Origin of the sequence: Inquilinus sp. 2KB_23, assembly GCF_052115705.1 — a bacterium.
Taxonomy (GTDB): domain Bacteria; phylum Pseudomonadota; class Alphaproteobacteria; order DSM-16000; family Inquilinaceae; genus Inquilinus; species Inquilinus ginsengisoli_A.
In genome coordinates, this window is the sequence record NZ_JBFRHF010000019.1 from 103,201 (window position 1) to 130,195 (window position 26,995).

Sequence of the window (26,995 nt, forward strand, 5' to 3'; positions counted from 1 at the left end):
GTGGTCTAAAGGCTGAAGCGTTCGCCCAGATACACGCGCCGCACCTCCTCATTGCCGACGATATCGGATGGTTTCCCTTCCATCAGAACACGCCCGTCGTGGAGGATATAGGCCCGATCGACGATATCGAGGGTTTCGCGGACATTGTGGTCGGTGATCAGCACGCCGATGCCGCGGTCGCGCAGATGCGCCACCAGCTCGCGGATGTCGCCGACGGCGATCGGGTCGATGCCGGCCAGCGGCTCGTCGAGCAGCATGAAATGCGGATGGCTGGCCAGCGCCCGCGCGATCTCGACGCGCCGGCGCTCGCCGCCCGACAGCGCCATGGCCGGGGTGCGGCGCAGATGGCTGATCGAGAACTCGGCCAGCAGGTCCTCCAGCACCGCCTCGCGGGTCGAGCGGTCGGGCTCGGAGATCTCGAGCACGGCGCGGATGTTCTGCTCCACCGTCAGGCCGCGAAAGATCGAGGCCTCCTGCGGCAGGTAGCCGATGCCGAGCCGGGCGCGGCGGTACATCGGCAGGTCGGTCAGCTCCTGCCCGTCCAGCGCGATGGTGCCGTAATCCGGCTGGATCAGCCCGGTGATCATGTAGAAGCAGGTGGTCTTGCCGGCGCCGTTGGGGCCGAGCAGCCCGACCGCCTCGCCGCGCTGTACCTGCAGGCTGACGTCGCGCAGCACCGGCCGCTTCTTGTACTGCTTGCCGAGGTTGCGGGCGACGAGCCCCTCGTTCTTGGCGACGAGGCGCGGCGCGGAGGCCGCTTCAGGCGAAAGCGCCGGGCTGGTGGGTCTGGCCATCGCCTGTCCTTACTTCTTCGGCGCCGGCTGGGCCGGTGCGGCGGGCTCGCCCGGCGTCTGGACCTTCTGGTCCGGCACCAGCAGCGCCCGGGCGCGGGTGGCGGGCTGCCCCGCCTGCCCCGGCCGGGTCAGCAGCTTGCTGACGCCGCTGGCCATGTCGACCTCGGCATAGTCGCCGTTCAGCTGGTTGCCGCCGCGGGTCAGGTGCACGTCGTCGGTGATGGTCGCGAACTGGGTCTTGACGTTGTAGCGGCCGGTCTGGCCGGTGACCACGTCGGTCGCCGTGGTCAGCCGGACATTGCCGTCGGCGTCGACCACCGACAGCTCCTTGTCGCCCTTCTCGTTCGCGGCGAAATGGCCGGTCAGGACGTCGGCGCGCAGCGTCTTCTCTTCCTTCGCCCGGGTCGCCACGGCGTTGCCGCGGGCGACCGCGACATCCTCGGCCTGGCGGTACTGCAGGCTGTCGGTGGCGGTGATGACGTCGTCGTTGTTGACGAATTTCAGGTTGCCGCCGGTCAGGGTGAACACCTGGGTGTCCATGTCGTAGACCCCGTGCCCGCCGGTGGCGCTGGTGGTGTCGCCGCGGGTGATCAGGACGTTGCCTTCCGCCGTGGCGCGGTAGATCTCGGTCGTCTTGTCCGGCAGCTCGCGGTAGTAGGCGGTCAGGACGTCGGCCTTCACGGTCAGGTCGCCGCGCTTGTACACGGCGTCGCCATTGGCGATGTACTGCTTCTCGTTCTGCCGCCACTCGAGCGACTGGGACGCCTGGATCTCAGACGGCTCGCCGTTCTTGCTGCCGAGCTGCAGCTGCTGCTGCGCCATGGCGGGCGTCGCCAGCGCACCGAGCAGGACAGCGAGCATCAGCGGACGGATCATTGGGGCGTTCCCTCGAAGGCTTTGTCGGCGCCGGGCTTCAGCAGCAGCTTGGTCGGACCGGTGAAGATGATGACGTCGCCATGCTGCTCGATCTTGAAGCCGCCGGCGGACAGGGTACCGAACGGGCCCTCCGCCGTCACGGGAGTGCTGCTTTGCGCCCCCTTGTCGGCGAGATCGATGTCCGCGGCGTCGGTGACCATCGTGGTGCCGTCGCTGCGGCGCAAGGTGACGTCCCCGCTCAAATGCACCGATTTGGTGCCGCGGTCCAGCCGGCCGGTCAAGGCATCGAGGTTCAGGACCAGGCCGCTGGGCAGCCGCAGCGTGCCCTTGGGGTGGTCCATGTTGAAGATCTGGTCGGCCGCCTGCTTGGCCACCGTCGCCCAGACCGTATAGGGCCGGTTCGCCTCGTCGATGCCGCTGTAGCGCGGATTCTGGATCGCGCCGTCGGCGGCGGCGACCGGGCGCTGGGTCGGGTTGGAGATGTCGACCTGGACCTGGTGCAGCTCGGGCCACAGCACGACCAGCGCGACGATCACCAGCCCGGCCACCGGCAGCAGGTACTTCAGCACCCCGACCAGCCGGCTGTAGGTCCGGCTGAAGCTGTCCGCCCGGCCGGCCGTGGCCAGGCGCGACCGCCGCCCGGATGCGGCGGCCCTGCGGCCCGCCCTGTCTTCGCCTGGAGTCTGGGGTGCCACGACCATCCTCAGCTCAGCCCCGCCCGCAGGCAGTCATGCACGCGCAGGATGCCCACCGGCCGTCCCTCGGCAGTGACGAACAGGTTGGTGACCTTGTAGCGGTTCATCAGCCCCAGCGCTTCCGCCGCCAGCGCCGCCGGGCGGATGGTGCGCGGGCCCGGCGTCATCACGGCGCCGGCGGTCTGGCCCAGCAGGCCGTCGCTCATGTGGCGGCGCAAGTCGCCGTCGGTGACCACGCCGACCAGCCGCCGGTCGGAATCGACCACGCCGACGCAGCCGAAGCCGACCCGGCTCATCTCCAGGATCGCCTCGTCCATCCGCGTGTCCGGCGCCACCAGCGGCAGCTCGGCCTCGGCATGCATGATGTCCTGCACCCGGATCAGCTTGTTGCCGATCGCGCCGCCGGGATGGAGCACCCGGAAATCGTCGGAGGAGAAGCCCCGGCGGGTCATCAGCGCGATCGCCAGCGCGTCGCCCAGCGCCATCATCATGGTGGTCGAGGTGGTCGGCGCCAGCCCGGTCGGGCAGGCTTCCGCCGCCGGGGGCAGCAGCAGCACGACGTCGGACTGGTCGGCCAGCGTCGACGGCGACCGGCTGGTGATGCCGATCAGCGGGATGGCGAAGCGGCGGGTGTAGGCGATCACGTCGCCGAGTTCGGCGGTGTTGCCGGAATTGGACAGCGCCACCACCACGTCCTGGCGGTGAATCATGCCGAGGTCGCCATGGCTGGCCTCGGCGGGGTGCACGAACAGCGCCGCGGTGCCGGTCGAGGCCAGGGTCGCCGCGATCTTGCGCGCGACCAGGCCGCTCTTGCCGATGCCGCTGACCACGACCCGGCCCGCCGCCCCGAGGATGGTGTCGATGGCGTGATCGAAGCGGCTGTCGAGCGATTCGGCCAGCCGGTCGAGCGCGTCACGCTCCACCAGCAGGGCCTTGCGGCCGGCTTCGATCCCTGCAGTTGCCACCATGCCGTCTCCTCAGCGGTCCGCCCGCGGATGGTATCCCGTCTTTGCGACAGGACGAACCAGGACCTCATCGACTCTTGGACCAGCGGGCGCGAAGGGCTGGGATTGCAGGTCCGAGACAGATCGACGTACCGCCGCAAGGCGGCACGATTGTGTCCCCATATCGGCTCAGTGGGCGAAGATATCCAGGTCCGCCCAGCCGCCGAGGTCCAGCGCGGCGCGCGCCGGCAGGAAATCGAAGCAGGCCTGGGCCAGCGCCACCCGGCCTTCGCGCTGCAGCATGGCGTCGAGTTTCGCCTTGAGGGCGTGGAGGTACAGCACGTCGCTGGCGGCGTAGCGCAGCTGCTCGGGCGTCAATTGGTCGCTGCCCCAATCCGAGCTCTGCTGCTGCTTCGACAGCTCGACGCCGATCAGGTCGCGGCAGAGATCCTTCAGCCCGTGCCGGTCGGTGAAGGTGCGCACCAGCTTCGAGGCGATCTTGGTGCAGTAGACCGGGGCGCAGACCACGCCGAGATAGGCCTGCAGCGCCGCCACGTCGAAGCGGGCGAAGTGGAACAGCTTCAGCCGTGCCGGGTCGGTCAGCAGCGCCGACAGGTTGGGGGCGTTGAACGGGCCCTTGCGGAACTGGACGAGATGGACCGTGCCGTCGCCGGCGCTGAGCTGGGCCAGGCAGAGACGGTCGCGCACCGGGTTCAGGCCCATGGTCTCGGTGTCGATCGCGATCACGTCGCCGAGATCGAGGCCGTCGGGCAGGTCGCCATCATGCAGAATCGGTTCGGAAGCCACCGGTCGCCACCTTCATGTCCGGCCGCGGCCTCGAGGTCAGTCCTGCTACGGCTTCGGCCCCAAAAGGAAAGACCCGCTTGAAGCAAGCGGGTCGTTGCCAGTCTCTATCGCATCGCCGTCGTCAGGACCATCAAGAGGGATGGTGCCCAGGAGAAGACTCGAACTTCCACGACCTTTCGGCCACAGGTACCTGAAACCTGCGCGTCTACCAATTCCGCCACCTGGGCGATGCGGCGGGCCGTGATGTAGGATGCCACCCCACCCCCTGTCAACAGGGGAATCCGCACATTGTGAAAGATTGGCGATTTCGCCCCGGCGCTGCTGTGGTCGCGGCCGAAGGCTGCGCGTCGCATCGCTTGTTCGGTGCGGGCCGCATCGGTACGGTACCGGACGGATTCGGCGAGCGGGCCGGCACGGACCACCTTTTGGAACAGGCGCATGATCGTCATCGACCCGATCTTCACCATCATCGACATCGTGCTGCAGATGTACATCTGGATCCTGATCGCCACCGCCATACTGAGCTGGCTGGTGGCCTTCAACGTGGTCAACACCCGCAACCAGTTCGTCTACCAGGTCGGCAACGTGCTCTACCGCCTGACCGAGCCGGCGCTGCGCCCGATCCGGCGCTTCGTGCCGAATTTCGGCGGGGTCGACATCTCCTATGTCGTGCTGTGGCTGCTGGTCACCCTGGCGCGCATGATCCTGGCCAACGTCCACGCCCGCCTGCTGTTCGGTTGACCGCCGGCCGCCGGCTCTTCGTCGCAGGGCCGCGCGGCGTGCGCGTCGCGGTCCGGCTGACGCCGCGGGCGGGGCGCAATGCGGTGACCGGGCGGGCCGAGGATGCCGACGGCGCGCCGCTGCTGAAGGTCGCGGTCACGGCGGTGCCGGAGCGCGGGGCCGCCAATACCGCACTGATCGCCCTGCTGGCCAAGAGCTGGCGGCTGCCGAAGACCGGGCTGGCCGTGGTCAGCGGCGCCACCGACCGCAACAAGGTGATCGAGATCGCAGGCGGCGACGCCGCCCTCGCCGCCCGGCTGGAAGACTGGGCCGGGAGCCTGGACACCGATGTCCGCTGATCGCACGACAGGACCAAGGCGCCCATGGATGCCCTGATCGGCGCCATCGCCTTCACTGGCTTCGTCCTGATGGCCTCCGGCGCGATCTGGGTCGTGCCGGCACTGGCCGTCGGCGCCCTGATTCTCGGCGCCTCCCGCCGCACCAGGACCGGGCACTGGTCGCACTGGCTGACCACCGGGCTGGTGCTGCTGGCCTTGGGCGGCGTGCTGCTATGGCTGGGCCTGGAAATGGCCCACGGCATGCGCGGCGCGATCACCGGCTGAAGCGGGCTCTCAGCGCCGCGCGGCGACCCGGCAGCGATGCACGGCGGCATCCTCGAGCGCGCCGCGCTCTCCCACCCAGCGGACATTGCAGTTCATCACGTCGGGGGCCACGGCCAGCGGCGACGAGAAAATGGTGACGCAGCTGTCGCCGGTTTCGCTGCGGCTGAGCCGGCCGGTGCAGACCGTGCCGTCTTCGAACCGCCAGCTGCCTTCCCGCACCTGGATCGGGGCGCCGCGCCCGTCGAGCGAGCTGAGTGTGTACTTGCCGTTGCGTCCGTACTGGAACAGCCGGTCCGGCCCGCCCAGGACGCCTTCGACCAGGAACGGCTTGCCCAGGATCTGGCGGTCGAACTCCGTCCGGGTCATCCGGACATAGTGCGGGTTGGTGTCGAGCGCCGAAGGCGGCGTACAGGCAACGAGGGCCAGGACCATCCCGAGACCCGCGGCGAGCGTGGCAATACGCATCTCAGCCTCCATTCTCGATCCCCGCCTCTCGAGGGCGGTGTGGCGGTCATCCTACGCTGCGTTTCGCTTCCGGACCAAATGTCGTGACAAAGCCGTGATTTATTCATCAGACAATTATTTGACAAGCGCGGCCGCGATCGGGACCATGACGTTGCGCGATAATACGTTCTGCAATCGGTTACATTGCGTTTCGGCCATCCGGATTGCTAGGCTGGAACAGGGTCCGAAGCCCGCCGGGCCGGACCAACGCCCAGGGAGAAGGGGCCGCAGCGCCCCGCGGAGGAGCAGATCATGAAAGAGATCAAGGGACCGGCCATCTTCCTCGCCCAGTTCGCCGGCGACGCGGCCCCCTTCAACAGCCTGGACGCCATTGCCGGCTGGGCCGCCGGCCTCGGCTACAAGGGGGTGCAGATCCCGTCCTGGGATGCGCGGCTGTTCGATCTGAAGCGCGCGGCCGAGAGCCAGGATTATTGCGACGAGGTGCTGGGCACGCTGAGCAAGCACGGCCTGGCCCTGACCGAGCTGTCGACCCATCTGCAGGGCCAGCTGGTGGCGGTGCACCCGGCCTATGACGAGGCCTTCGACGGTTTCGCGGCGCCGGAGGTGCGGGGCAACCCGAAGGCGCGGCAGGAATGGGCGGTGCAGCAGATGCGCTACGCCGCCGCCGCGTCACGCAACCTCGGCCTCAAATCGCATGCCAGCTTCTCCGGCGCCCTGGCCTGGCCTTACGCCTATCCCTGGCCGCAGCGCCCGGCCGGGCTCGTGGAGACCGCCTTCGACGAGCTGGCGCGGCGCTGGACGCCGATCCTGAACGCCTTCGACGAGGCCGGGGTCGACCTGTGCTACGAGATCCATCCTGGCGAGGACCTGTTCGACGGCCGCACCTTCGAGATGTTCCTGGACCGGGTGGGCAACCATCCCCGCTGCAACATCCTGTACGACCCGAGCCACTTCGTGCTGCAGCAGCTGGACTATCTCGGCTTCATCGACCGCTACCACGAGCGGATCCGCGCCTTCCACGTCAAGGACGCCGAGTTCAACCCGAGCGCCAGCCAGGGCGTCTATTCCGGCTACGCCCCCTGGGCCGACCGGGCCGGCCGCTTCCGCTCGCTCGGCGACGGCCAGGTCGATTTCGGCGGCATCTTCTCGAAGCTGACGCAGCACGGCTTCGACGGCTGGGCGGTGCTGGAATGGGAATGCTGCATCAAGCATCCCGAGCAGGGCGCGGCCGAGGGCGCGCCCTTCATCGCGGCGCATCTGATCCGGGTGACCGAACGCGCCTTCGACGATTTCGCCTCGGGCGGCACCGACGAGGCGGCGAACCGCCGCCTGCTGGGAATCGATCGCTGAGAAGCCTTTTTGAGACTCCGTTTCTGGCCCCTTTCTGTCATTCCCGCGAAAGCGGGAACCTCTTCCCGATCGAAGTGCGACGAGATCCCCGCTTTCGCGGGAATGACGGAATCGAGAATCTTGAGACGGCCTCGATCTGAGAAAAGTAGGGAGGACAAGCATGGTTTCCGGAACCGCGGAACGGGCGCCCAGCCGGCGCCTGCGCCTGGGCATGATCGGCGGCGGCCGCGACGCCTTCATCGGTGCGGTGCACCGCCTGGCGGCGCGGATGGACGACCGTTGGGACTTCGTCGCCGGGGCGCTGTCGAGCGACCCGGAGAAGGCCCTGGCCTCGGCCGCCGACCTGCGCCTCGACCCCGCCCGCGCCTATCCCAGCTGGCAGGCGATGCTGGATGGTGAGCGCAAGCTGCGCGATTCGGGCGGGCCGGCGATCGACGCCGTCGCCATCGTGACTCCGAACCACGTCCATCACGGCCCGGCCAAGGCCTTCCTCGAGGCCGGCTTCCACGTCATCTGCGACAAGCCGATGACCACGACCGTGGCCGATGCCGAGGACCTGGTGGCCGCGGTGAAGAGGAGCGGCCAGGTCTTCGCCCTGACCCACAACTACACCGGCTATCCCATGATCCGGCAGGCCCGGGCGATGGTGGCCGAGGGCGCGCTCGGCAAGATCCGGCTGGTCGAGGCGGAATACGCCCAGGACTGGCTGGCGACCAAGACCGAGGACACCGGCAGCAAGCAGGCGGAGTGGCGGGTCGACCCGGCGCGCAGCGGCCCGGCCGGCTGCGTCGGCGACATCGGCACCCATGCCTACAACCTGGCGAGCTTCGTCACCGGCGAGGGTGCGGAGTCGCTGGCCGCGGATCTGCAGAGCTTCGTTCCCGGCCGCCGGCTGGACGACAACGCCCATATCCTGCTGCGCTACGCCAGCGGCGCCCGCGGCATGATCTGGGCCAGCCAGGTCGCCAGCGGCAACGAGAACGGCCTGCGCCTGCGCGTCTATGGCGAGAAGGCCGGGCTGGAATGGGCGCAGGAGAACCCGAACTATCTCACCTTCATGCCGCTGGGCGAGCAGCATCGCCGCCTGACCCGCGGCGGCCCCGGCTCCGGCCCTGCGGCGGCGCACGCCACCCGCGTCCCCCCCGGCCACCCCGAGGGCTATCTGGAGTGCTTCGCCCAGATCTACACCGACGCGGCGGAGCAGATCCTGGCCCGGCTGGAGAAGCGCGACCCGGCAGCGGAGAGCCGGCTGGTGCCGACGGTCGCGGACGGCCTGGCCGGCGTCCGCTTCATCGCCGCCTGCGTGGCGTCCTCGCAGAAGGATGCGGCCTGGACGAAGATCTGAACCCGTCCCTCCCCTCCTCCGTCATTCCCGCGAAAGCGGGAATCTCGTCACAGCCAGAGGCGGCAAGAGATTCCCGCTTTCGCGGGAATGACAGCCTTTGGAGAGGATGGGCGTGGTTGGGCTGGCGCCGCCCACACCGGCGCGGCTAGGTTGCGCCGCCGTCACTCACTCGAAAGAGCCGCCATCATGAAGATCAGCGCCCGCAACCAGCTCAAGGGCACCATCGTCGAGGTCACCAAGGGCCAGACCACCGCCCATGTCCGCATCGACATCGGCGGCGGCGTCATCGTCACCTCGTCGATCACCAACGAGTCGGTCGATTCGCTCGGCCTCAAGGCCGGCCAAGCCGCCTATGCCGTGGTCAAGGCCTCGGACGTGATGGTCGCAGTCGACTGATTTCCGGTGCTCCCGCGCGCAGCCGCTTCGGCCCTTCGGCCCGGTTGCGTCGCGGCGGCCGCTGTGGTTCGGTGCCGGCGATCTTGCCCCTGACGAGAGAGCCGAGCCGATGAGCACGTTCAAGACCCTCGACGATGTGGATGTGCGCGGCAAGACCGTGCTGGTGCGCGGCGACCTGAACGTGCCGGTCGAGGACGGCACCGTCAGCGACACCACCCGGCTGGACCGGCTGGCGCCGACCATCGACGAGATCGCCGACAAGGGCGGCCGGGTCGTGCTGCTGTCGCATTTCGGCCGACCCAAGGGCGTGACCCCCGAATTCAGCCTGAAGACCATCGTGCTGCCGGCCTTGGAAGAGGTGCTGGAGCGCCCGGTCGCCTTCGCCGCGGATTGCGTCGGGCCGGTGGCCGAAGCCGCGGTCAAGGCGCTGAAGGATGGCGAGATCCTGCTGCTGGAGAATGTCCGCTTCCATCCGGAGGAGGAGAAGAACGACCCGGCCTTCGCCAAAGCGCTGGCCGCGCTGGGCGACATCTACGTCAACGACGCCTTCTCCGCCGCGCACCGCGCTCATGCCTCGACCGAAGGCATCACCCATCACCTGCCGTCCTATGCCGGGCGGCTGATGCAGGCCGAGCTGGAGGCGCTGTCGGCCGCGCTGGAGGCGCCGAAGCGCCCGGTGCTGGCGATCGTCGGCGGCGCCAAGATCTCGACCAAGCTCGACCTGCTGGGCAACCTCGTCGCCAAGGTCGACCGGCTCGTCCTCGGCGGCGGCATGGCCAACACCTTCCTGGCCGCCCAAGGCGTGAATGTCGGCAAGAGCCTGTGCGAGCACGATATGGCGGACGCCGTGCACAGCATCCTGGCCAAGGCCAAGGCGGCCGGCTGCGAGATCGTGCTGCCGGTCGACGGCGTGGTCGCGCGCGAATTCAAGGCCGACGCGCCGCATGAGGCGGTCGACAATGCCGCCATCCCGGCCGATGCCATGCTGCTGGATATCGGGCCGAAATCCGTGACGAACCTGAAGGCGGTGCTGGCCGAGACCAAGACTGTGGTCTGGAACGGCCCGCTCGGCGTCTTCGAAAAGCGCCCCTTCGATGCCGGCACGGTCGCGGTGGCCCGCGCCGCCGCCGACCTGACCCAGGCCGGCAAGCTTCTGACCGTGGCCGGCGGCGGCGACACCGTCGCCGCCCTGGCCCATGCTGGGGTCGAGGATCGCTTCTCCTACATCTCCACCGCCGGCGGCGCCTTCCTGGAATGGCTGGAAGGCAAGGACCTGCCAGGCGTGGCGGCGCTGAAGCGGTAAGCCCCCTATCCTACCGCAACCCGGGCAGCGCCGCGGCGATCGGGTCCAGCATCGCCCGACCCAATCGGGCGCTGCGCTGGGGTGACCAGCCATACCGGGCATCCGGGACGTCGATCTGGTCCTTGAACGGCATCTCGAGCAGGACGGTCAGGCAGCCGAAGCGTTCGGCGATCCAGTTCCAGGCCATGCGCAGGTCGGCTGCCTCGGGCGCCCCGCCCGGATAGGGATGACGACGGACATAGTCCGGGCTCGCCGCCTCCAGCCCGCGCATGAAGTCGACGAAGCGCCGGCGCAGACCCTCGTTACGCGACGGGATCTCCAGCGGGCCGCCGAGGAAGTTGTAGGGCAACTCCTCATCGCCATGGACGTCGAGGCAGAAGTCGACGCCCTCGGCCTCCATCGCATCGCGGATCGCCGCCACCTCCGGCGCATCGGTCGCCGCCGGGTCGGCCCAGGCGCGGTTCAGGTTCATGCCCAGCGCGTTGGTGCGGGTGTGGCCGCGGGCGCAGCCATCCGGGTTGGCGGTCGGCACGATGTGGATCACCGCCGCCTCGCGCAGCCCGGCGGCCACCGGGTCGGCGGGGTCGAGCAGCCGGTCGACCAGCCCTTCCAGGAACCAGCCGCCCATGGTTTCGGACGGGTGCTGCCGCGCCATGATCCACAGCCGCCGCCTGCCCTGCCCCGCCCGGCCGAAGGTCAGCCGGTCGATCGGGTGACCGTCCGGCGTCAGGCCCAGCACGTCGTGTGCGACGCGGGGCGACCGGCGAGCCCGGTCGACCAGCGCCCGGTGCCGCGCCAGCGGATAGGGCGCGAAATAGGCGTAGTCGACCGAATCGTGAAGCGGCCGGTCGACGATCGAAAAGATGCCGTCGCGATAGTCGGCCCCGACCCGCAGCCACTCCGCACCGTCATGCGAGGCGACCGGGCGGTAGCCGGTCCAGCAATCCGGGATCTCGTCGCGCCCGGCCAGCCGCGCCAGCCGGTCGGAATTCTCGAAGGTGATGCGGCAGTCGCGGCCCTTGGCGCCGTGCAGCCGGAAGTGGAACCACTGCAGGTCCGGCGAGCGCCCGTCGGGCTTCAGCGCCAGCCGGATCGCGCCGGGATCGCTGCAGTCCAGCGCCTCGACGCTGCCGCCCTCGAAATCGGTGGAGATTTTCAGATCGGGCATCGGGTCCTCGGCGACGGATCTCGCCGCACCTCGCCGCAGACCCGCTCCATTGGCAATGGCGAAGATCGGGCGGCAAACAGCGATCCATTAAAGTGAAATAGATTTCGCCAACAAAAATCAGGTGGATTTTTCACGGAGTTGAGCGATCCTGTGCCCCGCAGGCAGACGGCGGGGGGCCGGCGGCCGCATCCAGAAGGATTCCGGAGCTTCGATGCGAACCTTTCTCGTGGCCGGCGCGGCCATCCTCGCGGCCCTGTCCGTGCCCTGGGCTGCTACGGCCAAGACGCCGGCCAACACCATCGTCATCGCCCAGCCGATCGACGACATCATCTCGCTCGACCCGGCCGAGGAATTCGAGCTGAGCTCGGAGCAGGAGAACGCCAACACCTATGACCGGCTGCTGTCCTACGACCTGCAGGACGTGTCGAAGATCAGGGGCTTGCTGGCGGAAAGCTGGTCGGTCGGCGCCGACGGCAAGACCTATACCTTCAAGCTCCGGCAGGGCCTCAAATTCGCCTCCGGCAACCCGGTCACGGCGGCGGACGCGGCCTATTCGCTGCAGCGCGTGGTGATTCTGAACAAGACCCCGGCCTTCATCATCACCCAGCTCGGCTTCACCGCCGACAACGTCCGCGACCGCATCCGCGCCACCGACGCATCGACCCTGGCGCTGGAGACCGGCGAAGCCTACGCGCCGAGCTTCGTCTATTACCTGCTGACCGCGACCGTGGCCTCGGTGGTCGATTCGAAGCTGGCCCAGGAGCACGAAAAGGATGGCGATTTCGGCAATGGCTGGCTGCGCCTGAACTCCGGTGGGTCCGGCCCCTATGTGCTGAAGAGCTGGAAGCCGCGCGAGAGCCTGCTGCTGGAGGCCAACCCCAATTACTGGGGCGAGGCGCCCAAGACGCCGCGGATCTTCATCCGCCATGTCCAGGAGGCGGCAACCGCCCGGCTGCTGCTGGAGAGTGGCGACGTCGACTATGCCCGCAGCCTGGGCAAGGACCAGGTCGAGGCGCTGGCGAAGAACCCCGACATCCGCATCCAGACCGCACCGAAGGGCAACCTGCTGTATCTCGGCTTCAACCAGGCCCATCCGGCCCTGAAGCACCCGGAGGTGCGCGAGGCGCTGCGCTGGCTGATCGACTATGAGGGCATCCGCACCGCCCTGCTGGGCCAGGGCTACACCACCCACCAGACCTTCCTGCCGAACGGCTTCCTGGGCGCGGTCGACGACACCCCGTTCCACTTCGACCTGGACAAGGCCAAGGACCTGCTGAAGCAGGCCGGGCTGCCGGACGGGTTCTCGGTCACCATCGACGTGCCCAACGTGGCGCCCTACCCCGACATCGCCCAGGCGATCCAGGCCAGCTGGGCCCAGGCCGGGATCAAGCTGACCCTGAACCAGCTGGACCTGAAGCAGATCTTCACCCGCTACCGCGCCCGCGAGCAGGACATCTTCCTGTATTTCTGGGGGCCGGACTACCAGGACCCGCACACCAACGCCCAGGCCTTCGCCGAGAACCCGGACAACGGCCCCAACACCCGCACCAAGACCGTGGCCTGGCGCGCCAACTGGGAGATCCCGGAGCTGACGGCCCGGGTCGAGGCGGCGGTGCGCGAGACCGACACGGCCAAGCGTGCCGCGCTGTACCAGGCGCTGCAGCGCGACATCCTGCACAGCTCGTCCTACGCCTTCCTGTACCAGACGACGGAGGTGGTGGCCCACCGCGCCGAGGTCGACGGGCTGGTGCTGGGGCCCAGCATCGACACCGATTTCTGGACCGGCATCGTCAAGAAGTAGGACGGGTTTCGGGGAGGGGGCATCCCTCCTCCCCGACTCTCATTTCAGCCCGGCTGCGATGAAGCTGCCGGTCTTGGCGATCAGCTCGTCCACCGTCGCGGTGCCTTCGAAGGCGTTGAAGGCGTGGTCCATCGGGCGCACCCACAGCTCCTCCGGCCCGTCATGGTAGTCGAGCAGCACCTGGCCGGCGGCCGGCTGCGGGAACACCACGTCGTCCTTGGTGCCGACCGCGACCAGCAGCGGCCCCTTGTAGTGGGCGACCTCCGCCACCGGGTCGATCTTGTACAGGCTCTCGAAGAAGCCGCTCTTGAGCGCGACCTCTGCCCCCCAGGGCAGCTTCGCCGTGACCGGCTGGCCGCCGCCGGCCAGGCCGCGCCGGACGACGTCGGGGCCGAGCAGCAGGGCGATCGCCGCCGGCATGTTGGTGCCCGGCGCCCACAGCGAGACCGAGGTGAGCTTGTGGCTGGTGCGGCCGGCGACGATGGCCCCGACCGCGCCGCCCATGCTCCATCCCACCAGAGCGATGCGGTCGCGGTCGACCTCGCCGTCCGCCGCCAGCAGGTCCAGCGCCGCCAGCGCATCCTTGACCTGCCCGTCCAACGTCATATCGGCGAAGGCGCCCTCGCTGTCGCCGTTGCCGCGGAAGTCGATGCGCAGGCTGGCGATGCCCTGCGCCGCCCACATCCGCGCGGCGCGCCGGAAGATGCCCTCCTTCGCCGCCGGGATCTCCAGCTCGTCCCGGCTGCCGGTGAAGCCGTGCAGCAGCAGGACCACCGGCGGCGTGGCCACGCCGTCCGGCAGCGCCAGGGTGCCGACCACCTTCTGGCCATCGACCTTGAACTCGACCGTCTTCTCGGCCGCCTGCCCGGCCGCCGGGGCCGCGAGCACGCCGCACAGGGCCATCGCCATCAACGCCATCCTCGACTTCGACATGGATTCCGTCCTTCCGCTTTGATCGTTCGCACCGGGCAGCGCGGCCGCTGTTACGGCGTCGGCCGCATCACGCCATCGGCACCGCGGCGCAGCGGCGCCACCTGCTTGGGCAGCGGGGCCCCCGGCGCCTCGGCGATGGTGACGCCATATTTCCAGTCGGCCGGCGCGATGGCGATGTAGCGGGCGTAGCCGCCGGTGCCGCCGAGCGGCTTGGCGAAGCCGATGGCGATCAGCGCCCCGGCCTCCGGCACCTGGTCGAGATTGGCCACCCCTTCCGCCTGGGTGAACTGGTTGTGCATCAGCCAGTCCTCGCCCTCCAGGTTCGGCGTGGCGTCGGTGTCCAGCGGCTCATGGCCGTGGAACAGGATGCGGCGTTCGAGGTGCAGGAACTTCAGCGCGTCCAGTGACACGCCGGGGAACGGCTTGTCGTTGAAATGGGCGGCGTCGTCCCACTTCTTCGACCAGTCGGTCCGGACCATGACCACGCTGCCCTCGGGGATGGTGCCGTGCCTGGCCTCCCAGGCGGCGATGTCGTCGACCGTCATGCTGTAGCCGGGGTCCGCCGCGACCTTGTCGTGGATGTCGATCAGCACCAGCGGCCGCACCGCGAAGGTCGGCGGCAGGTCGCTGATGGTGGCCCCGAATTCGTCCCAATGCGCCGGCGGGTCCAGCTGGGTGCCGTACTGGTCGGTCGGCAGCACATAGGCGGTGGCGACGAAGCCGTGCTTGTCATAGCTGAACTCGTCGCCCTTCCGGGCGTAGTCCGGCAGTTCGTTGCCGGCTGCGGCCGATTTGAACTCGGCGGCCGCGAAGCCCGGCCACACCGGCTGGTCCGGCTGGAAGGCATGGGTGAGATCGATGTATTTGGCGCCCTTCAGCGCCGAATCGTAAATGCTCCACAACCCTTCCGCCGCCCGGGCCGCCGGCGCGGCGGCAAGCGCGAGGCACAGAGCGGCCGTCACGGCCTTGATCCGCAGCATGTGAGCCCCCTTCCCTGGTTCTTCAGGCCTGAGCATCGCCCGAGCCGGGGCCCCGTCCAAGCGGAACGTCGCCCAGCCGCTCGACCAGGAAGTTGACGAAGCTGCGCAGCTTGGCGCTCGGCCGCGGCTCGTGCCGGCGCACCAGGTGGATGGCGCGCGCCGGCAGGTCCCAGTCGGGCAGCAGGCGCACCAACCGGCCGTCGGCGATGGCGGGGTCGAGCAGCACATCGGCCTGCACCACCACGCCCATCCCGGCGAGCACCGCGGTCAGCAGCGCCTGGCCGTTGTTGCAGACCATCCGGCCGCGCACCGGCACCGCCGCCGTCTCTGCCCCACGGCTGAAGCGCCAAGCATGGTCCGGCCCCCAGGCGGCAAAGGCGAGGAGGTCGTGTCCCTCCAGCTCGGCCGGATGCAGCGGCGTGCCGCGCCGGGCCAGATAGGCCGGGCTGGCCACGGCATGGAGGCGCGACGGTGCCAGCGGCCGGGCCACCAGCCCTTCGTCGCCGACCCGGCCGGAGCGGATGCCGATGTCGAAGCCCTCCTCGGCCAGGTCGACCAGCCGGTCGTTCAGGCCCAGCTCCACCCGCACCGCTGGGTACAGCTCCATATAGGCGCCGATCGCCGGCACCAGGCGATGCGCGCCCCAAGTGACCGGCGCCGTGACCCTGAGCGTGCCCTGCGGCACGGCGCGCAGCGACTCCGCCACGCGGTCGGCGGCCTCCGCGCTCGCCAGCACGTCGCGGCAGCGCTCGAGATAGGCGGTGCCGATCTCGGTCAGGTGGTGGCGGCGGGTGGTGCGCTCGATCAGCCGAGCCCCAAGCCGGTCCTCCAGCGCCCGCACATGGTTGGCGACCATGGTGGCGGAGAGGCCGAACGCATCCGCCGCCGCGGCGAAGCTGCCGGCCTCGGCGACGCGGACGTAGATCCCGATGCTGGTCAGCCGATCCATTCCAAATCCTAGATTGGGAGTGATGCAAGCGCAGGCCAGTTTATCAATCCAGGCTGCGGACCGAAACTACGTCGGCTTTCCCGATCCCGGAGACGACGCATGATCCCGATCCGCGCCCTGGCCGCATTGGCGGCACTGCTGCTGTGCTGCCCGGCCCTCGCCGCGCCCGCCCAGCCGCCCACCTTGCTGCCGCTGCCGCCCGACTGGTATCCGGAGAGCGTGGCGGTCGGGTCGGACGGCAGCTTCTATGTCGGCAGCTGGCGCCAGGGCGCCGTCGCCCGGCTGCGGCCCGGCGCCGATGAGACGGAGGACTGGCGGCCGGAGGTGCTGGTGCCGCCCGGGTCGAATGGCCTCGCCAACGGCCAGGGCGGGCTGGTCGATGGGCAGGCCGGCAGGCTCTGGGTCTGCTCCGGCAGCATGGGTTTCACCACCGTGCCGATGACGCCGAGCGCGCTGAAGGCCTACGACCTCACGACCGGCGCGCCACGCGGCAGCTGGCCAATGCCCGACAGCGGCTATTGCAACGACCTGGCGCAGGATGGGCGGGGCACGCTCTACGTCACCGACAGCCTGCACCCCCGGGTGCTGCGCCTCCGCCCCGGCGCCACGGCGCTGGAGGTCTGGAAGGACGATCCGGCGCTGGGCGGCGGCGAGGGCGGCTACTTCCTCAACGGCATCGCCGTGACGGCGGACGGCCTCTATGTCAGCGCGGTGGCGGCGGTGCCCTACATCTTGCGCGTCGACATCGAGGCCGGCGGCGCGGCGGGTCCGGTCACCCGCATCCCGGCACCGCGGATTCTCAGGAATGTCGACGCCATCCGCGCCGACGGGCCAGGCCGGCTGGTGCTATTCGAAAGCAACGCCTTCGGGACGGACGGCCCCTATGGCGGCGCCGTCACCCTGGCCCGGGTCGCGGATGGCCGGATCGCGGCGCTGGAGACCGTGGTGGGAGGGCTGAACGACGCCTCCTCCGGCGTGGTGGCGGGCGGCCGGGTCTGGTTCATCGAGTCGAAATACGGGCTGCTGCTGGCGCACAAGGGCGACGACGCGGCGGTGCCGCGCGGCGTCCCGTTCGACCTGCAGTCGCGCGCGCTGCCGGAGTAGACATCACGAGCAGACTTGACGCCGGCCCCGCCCTTGCCTCAGGTTGGGGCGTCCAAGACGGCCCGGAAAGGAGGGTTAGAACGATGACTGTCGCTGTCCGCGCGCTTCGCGCCCCTCTTCGCCGCGCCGCCGTTCAGGCCTCCTGACATCAGGAATCCATTGGCCGGCGCCTGAAAGGCTTTCCGACCGAGGATTTCCGAATTGATCGAACGCTATGGCTGGAGCCAGGGGCTCCAGGACGATTTCCAACCCCATGCAGACCAGGGCCTGAGCCCAGCGCGCGTCACCGTGCAGCGGCGCGGCGCCTATACCCTCATCACGCCGCAGGGCGAGATGACCAGCCACCTGTCCGGCCGCTTCGCCCATGAGGCCAAGGAGGGCGAGTATCCCGTGACCGGCGACTGGGTCGCGGTGTCCGTGCCCCCGGACAAGGCCGGCGCCACCATCCATGCCGTTCTGCCGCGGCGCAACGCCTTCACCCGCAAGGCAGCCGGCCCCGGCCGGCCGGTCGCCCAGGTGGTGGCGGCCAATATCGAGGTCGCCTTCCTCGTCACCTCGCTGAACGCCGACCGCAACGCCCGGCGGATCGAGCGCTACCTCGCCACCGCATTGGAGAGCGGGGCCGCGCCGGTGGTGGTGCTGACCAAGGCCGATCTGTGTGCCGACCGCGCCCCGGCGCTGGCCGAAATCGAGCCGCTGACCCGAGGCGTGCCGGTCCATGTCGTGTCCGCCGTCAGCGGTGAGGGCATCGAGGGGTTGCGCGCCTGCTTCGCCCCCGGCCAGACGGCGGTGCTGCTGGGCAGTTCCGGCGTCGGCAAGTCCAGCCTGGTCAACGCCCTGGCCGGGACGGAGAGGATGGCGACCGGCGGAATCCGGGAGGATGACGCCCGCGGCCGCCACACCACCACCCATCGCGAGCTGGTGCTGCTGCCGGATGGGCGGCTGGTGCTGGACACGCCGGGCATGCGCGAGCTGGGGCTGTGGGACGCCGAGGCCGGCGTCGCCGAGGCCTTCGACGACATCGAGGCGCTGGCGAAGACATGTCGCTTCACCGATTGTCGGCATGAGGCGGAACCCGGCTGCGCGGTGCGCGCAGCGCTGGAGGATGGCCGCCTGGATGGGGACCGCTGGCGCAACTGGATCAAGCTGCAGCGCGAGCTGGCGCATCTCGGCCGCCGGGAAGACCCGGTCGCGCGGGCCGCGACGCGCAAGGTCTGGATCCAGCGGCAGAAGCAGGGCCGCGCCGCCGCCAAGCGGCGGGGGGATCTGGAATGACCGGGAGCGAACGGCCCTCGACGGCAAAGGGACGAGAGATCCTGATCCGGGACGAGGCGCCGCCGGATTTCGAGGCGATCCGTGTGCTGGTGGCCGAGGCCTTCGGCGGCCGCCCCTACAGCAACCGGCGGGAGCATCTGCTGGTCGATGCCCTGCGGGACGCCGGCGCCATGACCCTGGCGCTGGTGGCCGAGGACCGGGGCGGGGTGGTCGGGCATGTCGCCTTCTCACCGGTCCGGATCGACGGGCGGCTCCAAGGCTGGTACGGCCTGGGCCCCCTGGCGGTGCTGCCTGACCGCCAGGGCGAGGGCATCGGGCAGGCGCTGGTCCGCGCCGGCTTGGCGCGGCTGGCCCCGCTCGGCGCCCGCGGCTGCGTGCTGCTCGGCGATCCCGCCTTCTACGGCCGCTTCGGCTTCGCCGTCCAGCCGCAGCTGCGGCTGGACGGCGTGCCGCCGGAGTACTTCATGGCGCTGGCGCTCGACGGCCTGGTGCCGGCCGGGACCGTCGCCTACCATGCCGCGTTTTCCGAGGGGACGTAGCGGGTCAGGCCGCCGGGTTCGCGATCTCGATCAGGTTGGCGTCGGGATCGCGGAGATAGACCGACCGGATCGGCCCGGTCGCCCCGGTGCGGGCGACCGGGCCCTCCTCGACGGCGATGCCGAGCGCCTCGAGATGGGCCACCACCTGCTCCAGCGGCGTCGCGGCGATGAAGCACAGGTCGGCCGATCCCGGCATCGGCCGCAGCGCCTTGGGCTCGAACTCGTGCCCGGCCTGGTGCAGGTTGATCTTCTGGTCGCCGAAGCGCAGCGCCTTTCGCCCCTGACCGAACGTCTCGACCGTCATGCCCAGCGCCCGGGCATAGAAGTCGCAAGCGCGCTCGATGCTGGCCACGGTCAGCACCAGATGGTCGAGATGGTCGATGCGGATCATGCCCCTGCCCTTTCCCGCCTCCGACCAATCCGGCGACGACTGTCCGGTATATGGAACCGTCGCGGCCGGTCGCCTAGAGCGCAAAATCCGCGGGCACCAAGGTGATCGCGCCAGCACAGCGGATCTGGAAGTCGGCGGTGCCGTCGCCGTTGATGTCGCCATAGACGCTGGTGACGCCGGCCACGGTCTCGGCCCGCAGCTGGCCCGTGACGTGGCCGAAGGCGGCCGTGCCGATGAAGCTGAAGACCTGGTTGCCGGCGACCACGCTGTTGGCGTCGATCGACACCAGGTCGATCCGGTCGCCCTGGGCGTGGCTGAAGTCGGTGATCTGATCAGAGGCGCCGACCGGGCTCTGGGCCGCGCTGCCATAGGTGAAGCGATCGACCCCTGCCCCGCCGGCCAGGGCGTCCCGTCCGCCGGCCCCCATCAGCACGTCGTTACCGGCATTGCCGAGGAGGACGTCGGCGCCGCCCGACCCGGCCAGCGAATCATTGCCGGCGCCGCCATGGACGCTTTCGATCGAGACCAGCGTGTCACCCTGGGCGATGCTGCCGGCACCGGTTCCGGCGCCCAGATTGACCGCCACCCCGGTCGTCGCCTCGGCGTAGCTGGCGATGTCGATGCCGGCGCCGCCGTCGAGATGGTCCGCCCCGGCGCCTCCGGCCAGGGTGTCGTTGCCGTCGAGGCCCGACAGGCTGTCATCCCCGCCCCAGCCTGTCAGGCGATTGGCCGTGGACCAGCCGCTGATGGTATCGCCGAAACCGTTGGAGCCCTCGATGTTCTCCACATCGTCCAGGACGATATCGCCAGAGGCCCAGCCAAGGGAACTTGTCGCGTTGATCCTGACGGACACGCCGGCGGTGCTGTCGAAATAGATCGCCGTATCGATACCATCGCCGCCGAACAGAACATCCCCGCCCACGCCGCCGTCGAGCCGGTCGTCGCCGCCATTGCCGGAGAGGTAGTCGCCGCCCTCCGCGCCGTAGAGGTAGTTCGCGCCGGCGGATCCCCCGAGCGAGTCGAAGTTCTGCGACCCGACCAGGTTCTCGACATCCGCGGCGATGAAATCGCCTTCGGCGGTGCCCCCGGTGCCGGTCATGCCGATGGTGATGACGGCGCTGCCCTGCGGATCGTTGAGATAGCTGACCGTGTCGACGCCGGCACCGCCGCTGAAGCTGTCGTTGCCGGAACTGCCCTCGAGCCAGTCGTCGCCGGCTCCACCATCGAGCACGTCGTCGCCGATCCCGCCGTCGAGCCGGTCATTGCCGGCCCCGCCGCCGAGGATGTCGTTGCCGCCGAAGCCGAACACCATGTCGGCGTCGATGCCGCCGGCGAAGAGGTTCGCCGTGGAATCGCCGAGATAGACCACCATCGCCATCTCCCCCTCTGATCGATCCCGCCTTCAGGCCGGACGAGACAAGATTGCCTCTCCCGTTTACGGGAGAGGTCGGAGACGCGAAGCGGCTCCGGGTGAGGGCTCTTTGTCGAGGCCTGTGCCATGTGCCAGCCCTCACCCGGTCTCGCTGCGCGAGCCCGACCTCTCCCGCCAGGCGGGAGAGGCAACGCAAGGCTCACTCACCGCTCCGGACAAAAAGGAAGGGGCGCCGAAGCGCCCCTTCCTTTCTTCCAGTGTCTCAGGCGGCCGCGGCGAGCGGCTGGGGCTGCAGCACCAGCCCGTCATCGCCGGCCGTGACCTTGACCGTGCTGTCGTCGACCACCCGGCCCTCCAGGATCGCGCTCGCCAGCGGGTTCTGCAGTTCGCGCTGGATCACCCGCTTCAGCGGCCGCGCCCCGTAGATCGGGTCATAGCCCTGGTCCGCCAGCCACGCCTTGGCCCGGTCGTCGACCTCCAGCGTGATCTTCCGGTCCTCCAGCAACCGGCGCAGGCCGGCGAGCTGGATGGTGACGATGCCGGTCATGTTCTCGCGGCTGAGCCGGCGGAACACGATCATCTCGTCGAGCCGGTTCAGGAACTCCGGCCGGAAGTGCTGGCGCACCGCCATCAGCACCTTCTCGCGGCTGACGAAATCGATCTCGCCGCTCTCCTGCTCGATCGACGCCACGGCCAGGAACTCGGAGCCGAGATTCGAGGTCATGATGATCAGGGTGTTGCGGAAATCGACCGTCCGCCCCTGGCCGTCGGTCAGGCGGCCGTCATCCAGCACCTGCAGCAGCACGTTGAAGACATCCGGATGCGCCTTCTCGACCTCGTCGAACAGGATCACCTGATACGGCCGGCGCCGCACCGCCTCGGTCAGCGCCCCGCCCTCGTCATAGCCGACATAGCCCGGCGGCGCGCCGATCAGCCGGCTGACCGCGTGCTTCTCCATGTATTCCGACATGTCGATGCGGACCATGGCGGTGTCGTCGTCGAACAGGAACTCCGCCAGCGCCTTGGTCAGCTCGGTCTTGCCGACGCCGGTCGGGCCCAGGAACAGGAAGCTGCCGATCGGCCGGTTGGGGTCCTGCAGCCCGGCGCGGGACCGCCGCACGGCGTTGGCGACCGCGGTGATCGCCTCGTCCTGCCCGACCACGCGCGACCGCAGCTTCTGCTCCATCTGCAGCAGCTTCTCACGCTCGCCCTCCAGCATCCGGTCCACCGGCACGCCGGTCCAGCGGCTGACCACGGCGGCGATGTCGTCGGGCTGCACCTCCTCGCGCACCATGTGCGAGGCCTGGGCCGCCTCGGCGCCCGCCAGGTTCTTCTCAAGATCCGGGATCACACCATAGGTCAGCTCGCCCGCCCGCGCCCAGTTGCCCGAACGCTGCGCCTGCTCCAGCTCCGACCGCGCTTGGTCCAGCTGCTCCTTCACCCGGGTGGCGGCGGACAGCTTCTCCTTCTCGGCGGTCCAGGCGGCGGTCAGCGACGAGGACTGCTCCTCCAGCTCCGCCAGCTCCTGCTCCAGCTTGGACAGGCGGTCCTTGGAGGCGACGTCGGTCTCCTTCTTCAAGGCCTCGCGCTCGATCTTCAGCTGCATGGTGCGGCGGTCGAGCGCCTCGATCTCCTCGGGCTTGCTGTCGACCTGCATGCGCAGCCGCGCCGAGGCCTCGTCGACCAGGTCGATCGCCTTGTCCGGCAGGAACCGGTCGGTGATGTAGCGGTTGGACAGCGTCGCCGCCGCCACGATCGCGCCGTCGGTGATGCGCACGCCGTGATGCAGCTCGTACTTCTCCTTCAGCCCGCGCAGGATCGAGATGGTGTCCTCGACCGTCGGCTCGGAGACGAAGACCGGCTGGAACCGCCGGGCCAGCGCCGCATCCTTCTCGACATGCTTGCGGTACTCGTCGAGCGTGGTGGCGCCGACGCAGTGCAGTTCGCCGCGCGCCAGGGCCGGCTTCAGCATGTTCGACGCGTCCATGGCGCCATCGGCCTTGCCGGCGCCGACCAGCTGGTGCATCTCGTCGATGAACAGCACGATCTCGCCGGCCGCGGAGGTGACCTCCTGCAGCACGGCCTTCAGCCGCTCCTCGAACTCGCCACGGAACTTGGCCCCGGCGACCAGCGCGCCGAGGTCCAGCGCCAGCAGGCGCTTGTTCTTCAGGCTTTCCGGCACATCGCCATTGACGATGCGCAGCGCCAGCCCCTCGACGATCGCAGTCTTGCCGACGCCGGGCTCGCCGATCAGCACCGGGTTGTTCTTGGTGCGGCGCGACAGCACCTGGATGGTGCGGCGGATCTCCTCGTCGCGGCCGATCACCGGGTCGAGCTTGCCGGAGCGCGCGGCCTCGGTCAGGTCGCGGGCATATTTCTTCAGCGCGTCGTACTGGCCCTCGGCGCTGGCGCTGTCGGCGGTGCGGCCCTTGCGCATGGCGTCGATGGCGTGGTTCAGCGTCTGCGGCGTCACCCCGGCCTTGGCCAGGGCGCCGCCGGCAGCGGTCTCCTTGGCGATGGCCAGCGCCAGCAACAGCCGCTCGACCGCGACGAACTGGTCGCCGGCCTTCTTCGCCTGCTCCTGCGCCTGGTCCAGCGCCCGCGCCAGCTCACGGCTCATATAGACCTGGCCGCCGCCGCCCTCGACCTTGGGCTGCTTGGCCAGCGCCTGGTCGACGGCCTGGGACGCCGCCTCCGGCTTACCGCCGGCGCTGCGGATGAGATTGGCCGCCAGCCCTTCCTCGTCGTCGAGCAGCACCTTGAGCAGATGCTCGGGCAGCAGCTGCTGGTGGCCGCGCGTCAGGGCCGCGGTCTGCGCCGCCTGGAGGAAGCCCTGGCTGCGTTCGGTGAATTTCTGAAGGTCCATAGATTCGGTTTCCCCGTTTTGCGGCGCGATCGTCTTACAGGAAGCCCGACCGTGCCTTGATCCACGTCAGTGCGATCCGGGAAGGATGCAGGACTGATGTAGGGGTGTGGCCCCGCTGCAACAAGGGCGGTTGTGCGACGCCGTCCGCAAAGGCAGCATTCGGGCGCAGCGGAGGGCGAAAACGATGGATTTGCAAGGCCAGGTGGCGATCGTGACCGGGGCGGGAAGCCCCGAGGGCATCGGCTTCGCCGCGGCCCGGCGGCTCGCGGCATCGGGCGCCCGGATCGTGCTGGCCGCGACCACCGACCGCATCCGGCTGCGGGCCGAGGAGCTGCAGGCGGCAGGGTTCGCAGCGATCGGCGTCGCCGGCGACCTGACAATGATGGCCGACGCGGTGCGGCTGGCCGAGGCCGCCCTGGCCGCGCATGGCCGCATCGACATCCTGGTGAACAATGCCGGCATGGTGCAGACCGGTGCGGCGGCCACGGCCAGCGTGCCCTTCGCGGCGCTCGACGAGGCCGCCTGGGACCACGGCATCGCGCTCAACCTGAAGACCGCCTTCAACGCCATCCGGGCGGTGCTGCCGCACATGCTCGGGCGCGGCTACGGCCGCATCGTCAACATCTCCTCCGTCACCGGCCCGCGCGTCGCCATCCCGGGCGAGAGCGCCTATGCCGCGGCGAAATCCGGCTTGAGCGGGCTGACCCGCGCCCTGGCGCTGGAGGTGGCGGGACAGGGCGTCACGGTGAATGCGGTCGAGCCCGGCTGGATCGCCACCGCCTCGGCCTCGGAGATCGAGCGCGAGGCCGGGCGCCACACCCCGGTCGGCCGCCCCGGCACGGCCGATGAGGTGGCGGCCGCGATCGCCTTCCTGGCCTCGCCCGGCGCCAGCTACGTCACCGGCGCGTCGCTGGTGGTCGACGGCGGCAACACGCTGCAGGAGCGGAAAGGTCCCATCCGCGCATAGCGGCGATCGCAGGCGCGCTGATTGTTTACCCCGGCCATAACGCGTTAGGGTTTTCCCCCGACCCGTCGCGACAAGATCCGCCCATGACCGCCGCCCGCATCGCCGCCATCCACCGCTATCCCGTCAAGGGCCTGGCCGGGCAGAAACTCGACGCCGCGGAGCTGGCGCCGGGCGGGACGCTGCCGCATGACCGGCGCTTCGCCATCGTCCACGGCGCCAGCCAATGCGACCCGACGGCGCCGAGCTGGCAGCCGAAGCGGCAGTTCCTGCAGCTGATGACCGATGAGCGGCTGGCGCTGCTGGGCATCGGCTACGACGACGCCACCGAGGCGCTGACCCTGAAGCGCGAGGGCAAGCAGGTGGCGCGCGGCCTGCTGTCGCTGCCGATCGGGCAGGAGCTGATCAACCAGTTCCTGAACGCCTTCATGAAGGATCCGCGGGGCGCGCTGAAGATCGTCACTACGCCCGGCATCGCCTTCACCGACAAGCCGGAGAAGCTGGTCTCGATCATCAACCTCGCCTCGGTCCGGGACATCGAGCGGGTGACGCGGGCGCCGGTCGACCCGCAGCGCTTCCGCGGCAACCTGCTGGTCGAGGGCCTGCCGGCCTGGTCGGAGTTCGACCTGATCGACCGCGAGATCACGGTCGGCCCGGTGCGGCTGAAGGTGGTATCCCGGATCGGTCGCTGCGCCGCCACCAACGTCAACCCCGCGACCGGCGAGCGCGACCTGAACATCCCCAAGGCCCTGATCACCGGCTTCGGCCACGCCGATTGCGGGGTCTATGCCGAGGTGCTGACCGGCGGACGGATCGCGGATGGGGATGCGCTGGTGATTGGGTAGGCTGGATATCGCCCTTTGCTTAACGAGACGGATGTGGTCGCCCTCAAGCTCTGCGCTATAGGCAATTCGATCGCGGCGGTCCTGCCTCAGGACGTGCTGGACCGACTGCACGCCCGGGAAGGCGACATCCTCCATCTCACTGAGGTGCCCGGCGGATACCTGCTGACACCTGACGATCCGGACCTCGAAATCCAGGCAATCGTCGCTCGCAAAATTGCCCGGAAGCGCTGGAACTTGCTGCGGGACTTGGCGAAATAGCTGCGTAGGTTGGGTTCGCGTCGGGCGAACCCAACATTGCGCCGCCCGAACCAGTGTTGGGTTCGCAAGCGCGAACCCAACCAACGATCAGGATCTACGCCTCAGAGTCCGTCAGCGCACCGGCCCGGTGCCGGCGCCGGTGGTCTCGATCGCCGTCGCGATCTCGGCGAGATCCTCACGCGTCAGCTCCAGCGAGGCCGCGTCGAGCCAGCCGTCGACCTGGGCCGGGCTGCGGGCGCCGACGATGGCGCCAGTCACCGCCGGCCAGGACAGGGTCCAGGCCACCGCCACCGCCGCGACCGAGGTGCCGTGACGCGCCGCCACCGGCTTCAGCGCCTCGGCCAGGGCCAGGTTGCGCACCAGGCCGTCGCCGGTGAAGTTGGGCGCGCGCGAACGCCAGTCGTCCTTCGGCAGCGCCGCCGCGCGCTCGGCGGTGAAGGCCCCGGTCAGCAGGCCCGACTGCATCGGGCTGTAGACGATGACGGCGGTGTCGTGCGCCGCGCACCACGGCAGCTCGGCCGCCGCGATGTCGCGCCGGATCGCCGAGAAGGGCGGCTGCAGCGAATCGACGTGGCCCACCGAGGCGGCCCGGGTCAGCTGCTCGACATTGTGGTTCGACAGGCCGACGGCCCGCACCTTGCCCTCGCGCTTGAGGTCGAGGAAGGTCTGCCAGTAGGTCTCGACCGGGGTGCCGTCATCGACCGGCCAGTGCAGCTGGTACAGGTCGATGCGCTCGACCCCGAGCCGGCGCAGCGAGGCCTCGACCTCGCCCCGCAGGCTGGCCGCGGCGCCGATGCGCTTCGAATTGGCGGTGCGGTCCGCCTCGTTCCAGATCAGGCCGCCCTTGGTGAAGACATAGGGCCGCTGCGCGGCCGGGATCTCGCGCAGGGCGCGGCCGACGATCTCCTCGGAATGGCCGAGGCCGTAGACCGCGGCGGTGTCGATCCAGTTGATGCCGACCTCGGCCGCATGGCGGATCGCCGCCACCGACTCGTCGTCGTCCTGGCTGCCCCAGGCCGAGGCCCAGCCGGCGCCGCCGATGGCCCAGGCGCCGAAGCCGACGCGGGTGATCGCCATGTCGGTCGTGCCGAAGCGCCGGGTCGGCAGCGCGGTGCCGCCCGCGGGAGTGATCTCGGTCATCGGTGGTCCTCCCATATTGTCGGACTTAGAATGCTGGCATCCGATTGAGCGTTCCAATTGAATGTTCAGATCGCATTCAGCATGATCGGGGA

Annotated in this window: 28 protein-coding genes and 1 tRNA gene; 14 read left to right on the top strand and 15 right to left on the bottom strand. The window is 69.6% G+C overall.

Annotated features, from left to right (window positions below; genetic code table 11):
- Positions 1-5 precede the first annotated feature (5 nt).
- The 6 genes from lptB to AB4112_RS23375 form a co-directional block, all read right to left on the bottom strand.
- A complete protein-coding gene (lptB, locus tag AB4112_RS23350; RefSeq protein ID WP_309793967.1) occupies positions 6-794 on the bottom strand; it encodes an LPS export ABC transporter ATP-binding protein in 789 nt (262 codons plus the stop codon).
- Between the two features lie 9 nt (positions 795-803).
- On the bottom strand, positions 804-1,670 hold the full coding sequence (locus AB4112_RS23355) for an LptA/OstA family protein (RefSeq protein WP_309793966.1): 867 nt from the start codon (positions 1,668-1,670) through the stop codon (positions 804-806).
- Positions 1,667-2,371 carry an LPS export ABC transporter periplasmic protein LptC gene (lptC, locus tag AB4112_RS23360; RefSeq protein WP_441723328.1) on the bottom strand — a complete coding sequence of 235 codons (705 nt, stop codon included), beginning with the start codon at positions 2,369-2,371 and terminating at the stop codon, positions 1,667-1,669. The genes AB4112_RS23355 and lptC overlap by 4 nt, the downstream gene beginning before the upstream one ends.
- Before the next feature lie 2 nt (positions 2,372-2,373).
- The gene (locus tag AB4112_RS23365; protein ID WP_309793964.1) at positions 2,374-3,333 is read right to left on the bottom strand and encodes a KpsF/GutQ family sugar-phosphate isomerase; all 960 of its coding nucleotides are present in this window, start codon (positions 3,331-3,333) and stop codon (positions 2,374-2,376) included.
- A 165-nt stretch (positions 3,334-3,498) separates the two neighbouring features.
- Complete coding sequence (locus AB4112_RS23370; protein ID WP_309793963.1) at positions 3,499-4,116, bottom strand: ribonuclease D; 618 nt, start codon at positions 4,114-4,116, stop codon at positions 3,499-3,501.
- Positions 4,117-4,256: 140 nt separating this feature from the next.
- A tRNA-Leu gene (locus AB4112_RS23375) sits at positions 4,257-4,343 on the bottom strand.
- 211 nt (positions 4,344-4,554) lie between these two features.
- Here AB4112_RS23375 and AB4112_RS23380 point away from each other — a divergent pair.
- Genes AB4112_RS23380 through AB4112_RS23390 form a run of 3 tightly spaced genes read left to right on the top strand, consistent with a single transcriptional unit; the run spans position 4,555 to position 5,459 of the window.
- A complete protein-coding gene (locus AB4112_RS23380; protein WP_309793962.1) occupies positions 4,555-4,857 on the top strand; it encodes a YggT family protein in 303 nt (100 codons plus the stop codon).
- A gap of 38 nt (positions 4,858-4,895) precedes the next feature.
- A complete protein-coding gene (locus tag AB4112_RS23385; protein ID WP_309793961.1) occupies positions 4,896-5,195 on the top strand; it encodes a DUF167 domain-containing protein in 300 nt (99 codons plus the stop codon).
- A 24-nt stretch (positions 5,196-5,219) separates the two neighbouring features.
- Positions 5,220-5,459, top strand: a complete 240-nt coding sequence (locus AB4112_RS23390; protein ID WP_309793960.1) for a hypothetical protein — start codon at positions 5,220-5,222, stop codon at positions 5,457-5,459.
- A 9-nt stretch (positions 5,460-5,468) separates the two neighbouring features.
- Here the strand turns inward: AB4112_RS23390 and AB4112_RS23395 are convergent, their stop codons facing one another.
- Positions 5,469-5,924, bottom strand: a complete 456-nt coding sequence (locus AB4112_RS23395) for a hypothetical protein (protein ID WP_441723331.1) — start codon at positions 5,922-5,924, stop codon at positions 5,469-5,471.
- 291 nt (positions 5,925-6,215) lie between these two features.
- On the opposite strand from AB4112_RS23395, the gene AB4112_RS23400 reads away from it, so the two are divergent.
- From AB4112_RS23400 to AB4112_RS23415, 4 genes are all read left to right on the top strand, one after another.
- Positions 6,216-7,274 (top strand): sugar phosphate isomerase/epimerase family protein, encoded by a 1,059-nt coding sequence (locus AB4112_RS23400; protein WP_441723333.1) that lies wholly within the window; start codon positions 6,216-6,218, stop codon positions 7,272-7,274.
- A gap of 160 nt (positions 7,275-7,434) precedes the next feature.
- Complete coding sequence (locus tag AB4112_RS23405; RefSeq protein ID WP_441723335.1) at positions 7,435-8,619, top strand: Gfo/Idh/MocA family protein; 1,185 nt, start codon at positions 7,435-7,437, stop codon at positions 8,617-8,619.
- A 186-nt stretch (positions 8,620-8,805) separates the two neighbouring features.
- On the top strand, positions 8,806-9,015 hold the full coding sequence (locus tag AB4112_RS23410) for a TOBE domain-containing protein (RefSeq protein ID WP_309793956.1): 210 nt from the start codon (positions 8,806-8,808) through the stop codon (positions 9,013-9,015).
- Positions 9,016-9,124: 109 nt separating this feature from the next.
- Positions 9,125-10,318 (top strand): phosphoglycerate kinase, encoded by a 1,194-nt coding sequence (locus AB4112_RS23415; protein WP_441723337.1) that lies wholly within the window; start codon positions 9,125-9,127, stop codon positions 10,316-10,318.
- Between the two features lie 10 nt (positions 10,319-10,328).
- On the opposite strand, the gene AB4112_RS23420 is transcribed toward AB4112_RS23415, so the two are convergent.
- Positions 10,329-11,486 (bottom strand): M14 family metallopeptidase, encoded by a 1,158-nt coding sequence (locus AB4112_RS23420; protein WP_441723339.1) that lies wholly within the window; start codon positions 11,484-11,486, stop codon positions 10,329-10,331.
- Between the two features lie 211 nt (positions 11,487-11,697).
- Here AB4112_RS23420 and AB4112_RS23425 point away from each other — a divergent pair, with 211 nt between their 5' ends.
- Complete coding sequence (locus AB4112_RS23425) at positions 11,698-13,287, top strand: ABC transporter substrate-binding protein (RefSeq protein WP_441723341.1); 1,590 nt, start codon at positions 11,698-11,700, stop codon at positions 13,285-13,287.
- Positions 13,288-13,326: 39 nt separating this feature from the next.
- On the opposite strand, the gene AB4112_RS23430 is transcribed toward AB4112_RS23425, so the two are convergent.
- From AB4112_RS23430 to AB4112_RS23440, 3 genes are all read right to left on the bottom strand, one after another.
- On the bottom strand, positions 13,327-14,196 hold the full coding sequence (locus tag AB4112_RS23430; RefSeq protein ID WP_441723343.1) for an alpha/beta hydrolase family protein: 870 nt from the start codon (positions 14,194-14,196) through the stop codon (positions 13,327-13,329).
- Between the two features lie 74 nt (positions 14,197-14,270).
- Positions 14,271-15,200, bottom strand: coding sequence for a cyclase family protein (locus AB4112_RS23435; RefSeq protein ID WP_309793951.1), 930 nt, complete (start codon positions 15,198-15,200; stop codon positions 14,271-14,273).
- A 22-nt stretch (positions 15,201-15,222) separates the two neighbouring features.
- Positions 15,223-16,149 (bottom strand): LysR substrate-binding domain-containing protein, encoded by a 927-nt coding sequence (locus tag AB4112_RS23440; RefSeq protein ID WP_441723345.1) that lies wholly within the window; start codon positions 16,147-16,149, stop codon positions 15,223-15,225.
- Between the two features lie 99 nt (positions 16,150-16,248).
- Between AB4112_RS23440 and AB4112_RS23445 the strand changes: the two genes are divergently transcribed.
- The 3 genes from AB4112_RS23445 (at position 16,249) to AB4112_RS23455 (ending at position 19,067) form a co-directional block, all read left to right on the top strand.
- Positions 16,249-17,253: an SMP-30/gluconolactonase/LRE family protein gene (locus tag AB4112_RS23445; RefSeq protein ID WP_441723347.1), complete on the top strand. Its 1,005-nt coding sequence runs from the start codon at positions 16,249-16,251 to the stop codon at positions 17,251-17,253.
- A gap of 201 nt (positions 17,254-17,454) precedes the next feature.
- On the top strand, positions 17,455-18,528 hold the full coding sequence (rsgA, locus tag AB4112_RS23450) for a ribosome small subunit-dependent GTPase A (RefSeq protein WP_441723349.1): 1,074 nt from the start codon (positions 17,455-17,457) through the stop codon (positions 18,526-18,528).
- Positions 18,525-19,067, top strand: a complete 543-nt coding sequence (locus AB4112_RS23455) for a GNAT family N-acetyltransferase (RefSeq protein WP_441723351.1) — start codon at positions 18,525-18,527, stop codon at positions 19,065-19,067. The genes rsgA and AB4112_RS23455 overlap by 4 nt, the downstream gene beginning before the upstream one ends.
- A gap of 4 nt (positions 19,068-19,071) precedes the next feature.
- On the opposite strand, the gene AB4112_RS23460 is transcribed toward AB4112_RS23455, so the two are convergent.
- The 3 genes from AB4112_RS23460 to clpB form a co-directional block, all read right to left on the bottom strand.
- Complete coding sequence (locus AB4112_RS23460) at positions 19,072-19,458, bottom strand: VOC family protein (protein ID WP_309793946.1); 387 nt, start codon at positions 19,456-19,458, stop codon at positions 19,072-19,074.
- Positions 19,459-19,531: 73 nt separating this feature from the next.
- The gene (locus tag AB4112_RS23465) at positions 19,532-20,836 is read right to left on the bottom strand and encodes a calcium-binding protein (protein WP_309793945.1); all 1,305 of its coding nucleotides are present in this window, start codon (positions 20,834-20,836) and stop codon (positions 19,532-19,534) included.
- Between the two features lie 256 nt (positions 20,837-21,092).
- Positions 21,093-23,696, bottom strand: coding sequence for an ATP-dependent chaperone ClpB (gene clpB / locus AB4112_RS23470; RefSeq protein WP_309793944.1), 2,604 nt, complete (start codon positions 23,694-23,696; stop codon positions 21,093-21,095).
- Between the two features lie 184 nt (positions 23,697-23,880).
- Between clpB and AB4112_RS23475 the strand changes: the two genes are divergently transcribed.
- The 3 genes from AB4112_RS23475 (at position 23,881) to AB4112_RS23485 (ending at position 25,763) form a co-directional block, all read left to right on the top strand.
- Complete coding sequence (locus AB4112_RS23475) at positions 23,881-24,663, top strand: SDR family NAD(P)-dependent oxidoreductase (RefSeq protein ID WP_309793943.1); 783 nt, start codon at positions 23,881-23,883, stop codon at positions 24,661-24,663.
- An 83-nt stretch (positions 24,664-24,746) separates the two neighbouring features.
- Positions 24,747-25,505, top strand: coding sequence for an MOSC domain-containing protein (locus AB4112_RS23480; protein WP_309793942.1), 759 nt, complete (start codon positions 24,747-24,749; stop codon positions 25,503-25,505).
- A gap of 33 nt (positions 25,506-25,538) precedes the next feature.
- Entirely contained in the window at positions 25,539-25,763 is a 225-nt protein-coding gene (locus AB4112_RS23485; protein ID WP_309793941.1) for an AbrB family transcriptional regulator, read from the top strand.
- Positions 25,764-25,874: 111 nt separating this feature from the next.
- Here the strand turns inward: AB4112_RS23485 and AB4112_RS23490 are convergent, their stop codons facing one another.
- The gene (locus AB4112_RS23490) at positions 25,875-26,903 is read right to left on the bottom strand and encodes an aldo/keto reductase (RefSeq protein WP_441723355.1); all 1,029 of its coding nucleotides are present in this window, start codon (positions 26,901-26,903) and stop codon (positions 25,875-25,877) included.
- Positions 26,904-26,995 lie beyond the last annotated feature (92 nt).

Bases quoted from the DNA above. Each gene is read 5' to 3' on its own strand.
- AB4112_RS23355 (WP_309793966.1), bottom strand. From the start codon at position 1,670: ATGATCCGTCCGCTGATGCTCGCTGTCCTGCTCGGTGCGCTGGCGACG.
- AB4112_RS23490 (WP_441723355.1), bottom strand. From the start codon at position 26,903: ATGACCGAGATCACTCCCGCGGGCGGCACCGCGCTGCCGACCCGGCGC.
- AB4112_RS23440 (WP_441723345.1), bottom strand. From the start codon at position 16,149: ATGGATCGGCTGACCAGCATCGGGATCTACGTCCGCGTCGCCGAGGCC.
- AB4112_RS23430 (WP_441723343.1), bottom strand. From the start codon at position 14,196: ATGGCGATGGCCCTGTGCGGCGTGCTCGCGGCCCCGGCGGCCGGGCAG.
- AB4112_RS23475 (WP_309793943.1), top strand. From the start codon at position 23,881: ATGGATTTGCAAGGCCAGGTGGCGATCGTGACCGGGGCGGGAAGCCCC.
- AB4112_RS23390 (WP_309793960.1), top strand. From the start codon at position 5,220: ATGGATGCCCTGATCGGCGCCATCGCCTTCACTGGCTTCGTCCTGATG.
- AB4112_RS23455 (WP_441723351.1), top strand. From the start codon at position 18,525: ATGACCGGGAGCGAACGGCCCTCGACGGCAAAGGGACGAGAGATCCTG.
- AB4112_RS23435 (WP_309793951.1), bottom strand. From the start codon at position 15,200: ATGCTGCGGATCAAGGCCGTGACGGCCGCTCTGTGCCTCGCGCTTGCC.
- AB4112_RS23425 (WP_441723341.1), top strand. From the start codon at position 11,698: ATGCGAACCTTTCTCGTGGCCGGCGCGGCCATCCTCGCGGCCCTGTCC.
- AB4112_RS23465 (WP_309793945.1), bottom strand. From the start codon at position 20,836: ATGGCGATGGTGGTCTATCTCGGCGATTCCACGGCGAACCTCTTCGCC.
- AB4112_RS23415 (WP_441723337.1), top strand. From the start codon at position 9,125: ATGAGCACGTTCAAGACCCTCGACGATGTGGATGTGCGCGGCAAGACC.
- AB4112_RS23400 (WP_441723333.1), top strand. From the start codon at position 6,216: ATGAAAGAGATCAAGGGACCGGCCATCTTCCTCGCCCAGTTCGCCGGC.
- lptC (WP_441723328.1), bottom strand. From the start codon at position 2,371: ATGGTCGTGGCACCCCAGACTCCAGGCGAAGACAGGGCGGGCCGCAGG.
- clpB (WP_309793944.1), bottom strand. From the start codon at position 23,696: ATGGACCTTCAGAAATTCACCGAACGCAGCCAGGGCTTCCTCCAGGCG.
- AB4112_RS23445 (WP_441723347.1), top strand. From the start codon at position 16,249: ATGATCCCGATCCGCGCCCTGGCCGCATTGGCGGCACTGCTGCTGTGC.
- AB4112_RS23420 (WP_441723339.1), bottom strand. From the start codon at position 11,486: ATGCCCGATCTGAAAATCTCCACCGATTTCGAGGGCGGCAGCGTCGAG.
- AB4112_RS23365 (WP_309793964.1), bottom strand. From the start codon at position 3,333: ATGGTGGCAACTGCAGGGATCGAAGCCGGCCGCAAGGCCCTGCTGGTG.
- lptB (WP_309793967.1), bottom strand. From the start codon at position 794: ATGGCCAGACCCACCAGCCCGGCGCTTTCGCCTGAAGCGGCCTCCGCG.
- AB4112_RS23405 (WP_441723335.1), top strand. From the start codon at position 7,435: ATGGTTTCCGGAACCGCGGAACGGGCGCCCAGCCGGCGCCTGCGCCTG.
- AB4112_RS23480 (WP_309793942.1), top strand. From the start codon at position 24,747: ATGACCGCCGCCCGCATCGCCGCCATCCACCGCTATCCCGTCAAGGGC.
- AB4112_RS23460 (WP_309793946.1), bottom strand. From the start codon at position 19,458: ATGATCCGCATCGACCATCTCGACCATCTGGTGCTGACCGTGGCCAGC.
- AB4112_RS23410 (WP_309793956.1), top strand. From the start codon at position 8,806: ATGAAGATCAGCGCCCGCAACCAGCTCAAGGGCACCATCGTCGAGGTC.
- AB4112_RS23395 (WP_441723331.1), bottom strand. From the start codon at position 5,924: ATGCGTATTGCCACGCTCGCCGCGGGTCTCGGGATGGTCCTGGCCCTC.
- AB4112_RS23380 (WP_309793962.1), top strand. From the start codon at position 4,555: ATGATCGTCATCGACCCGATCTTCACCATCATCGACATCGTGCTGCAG.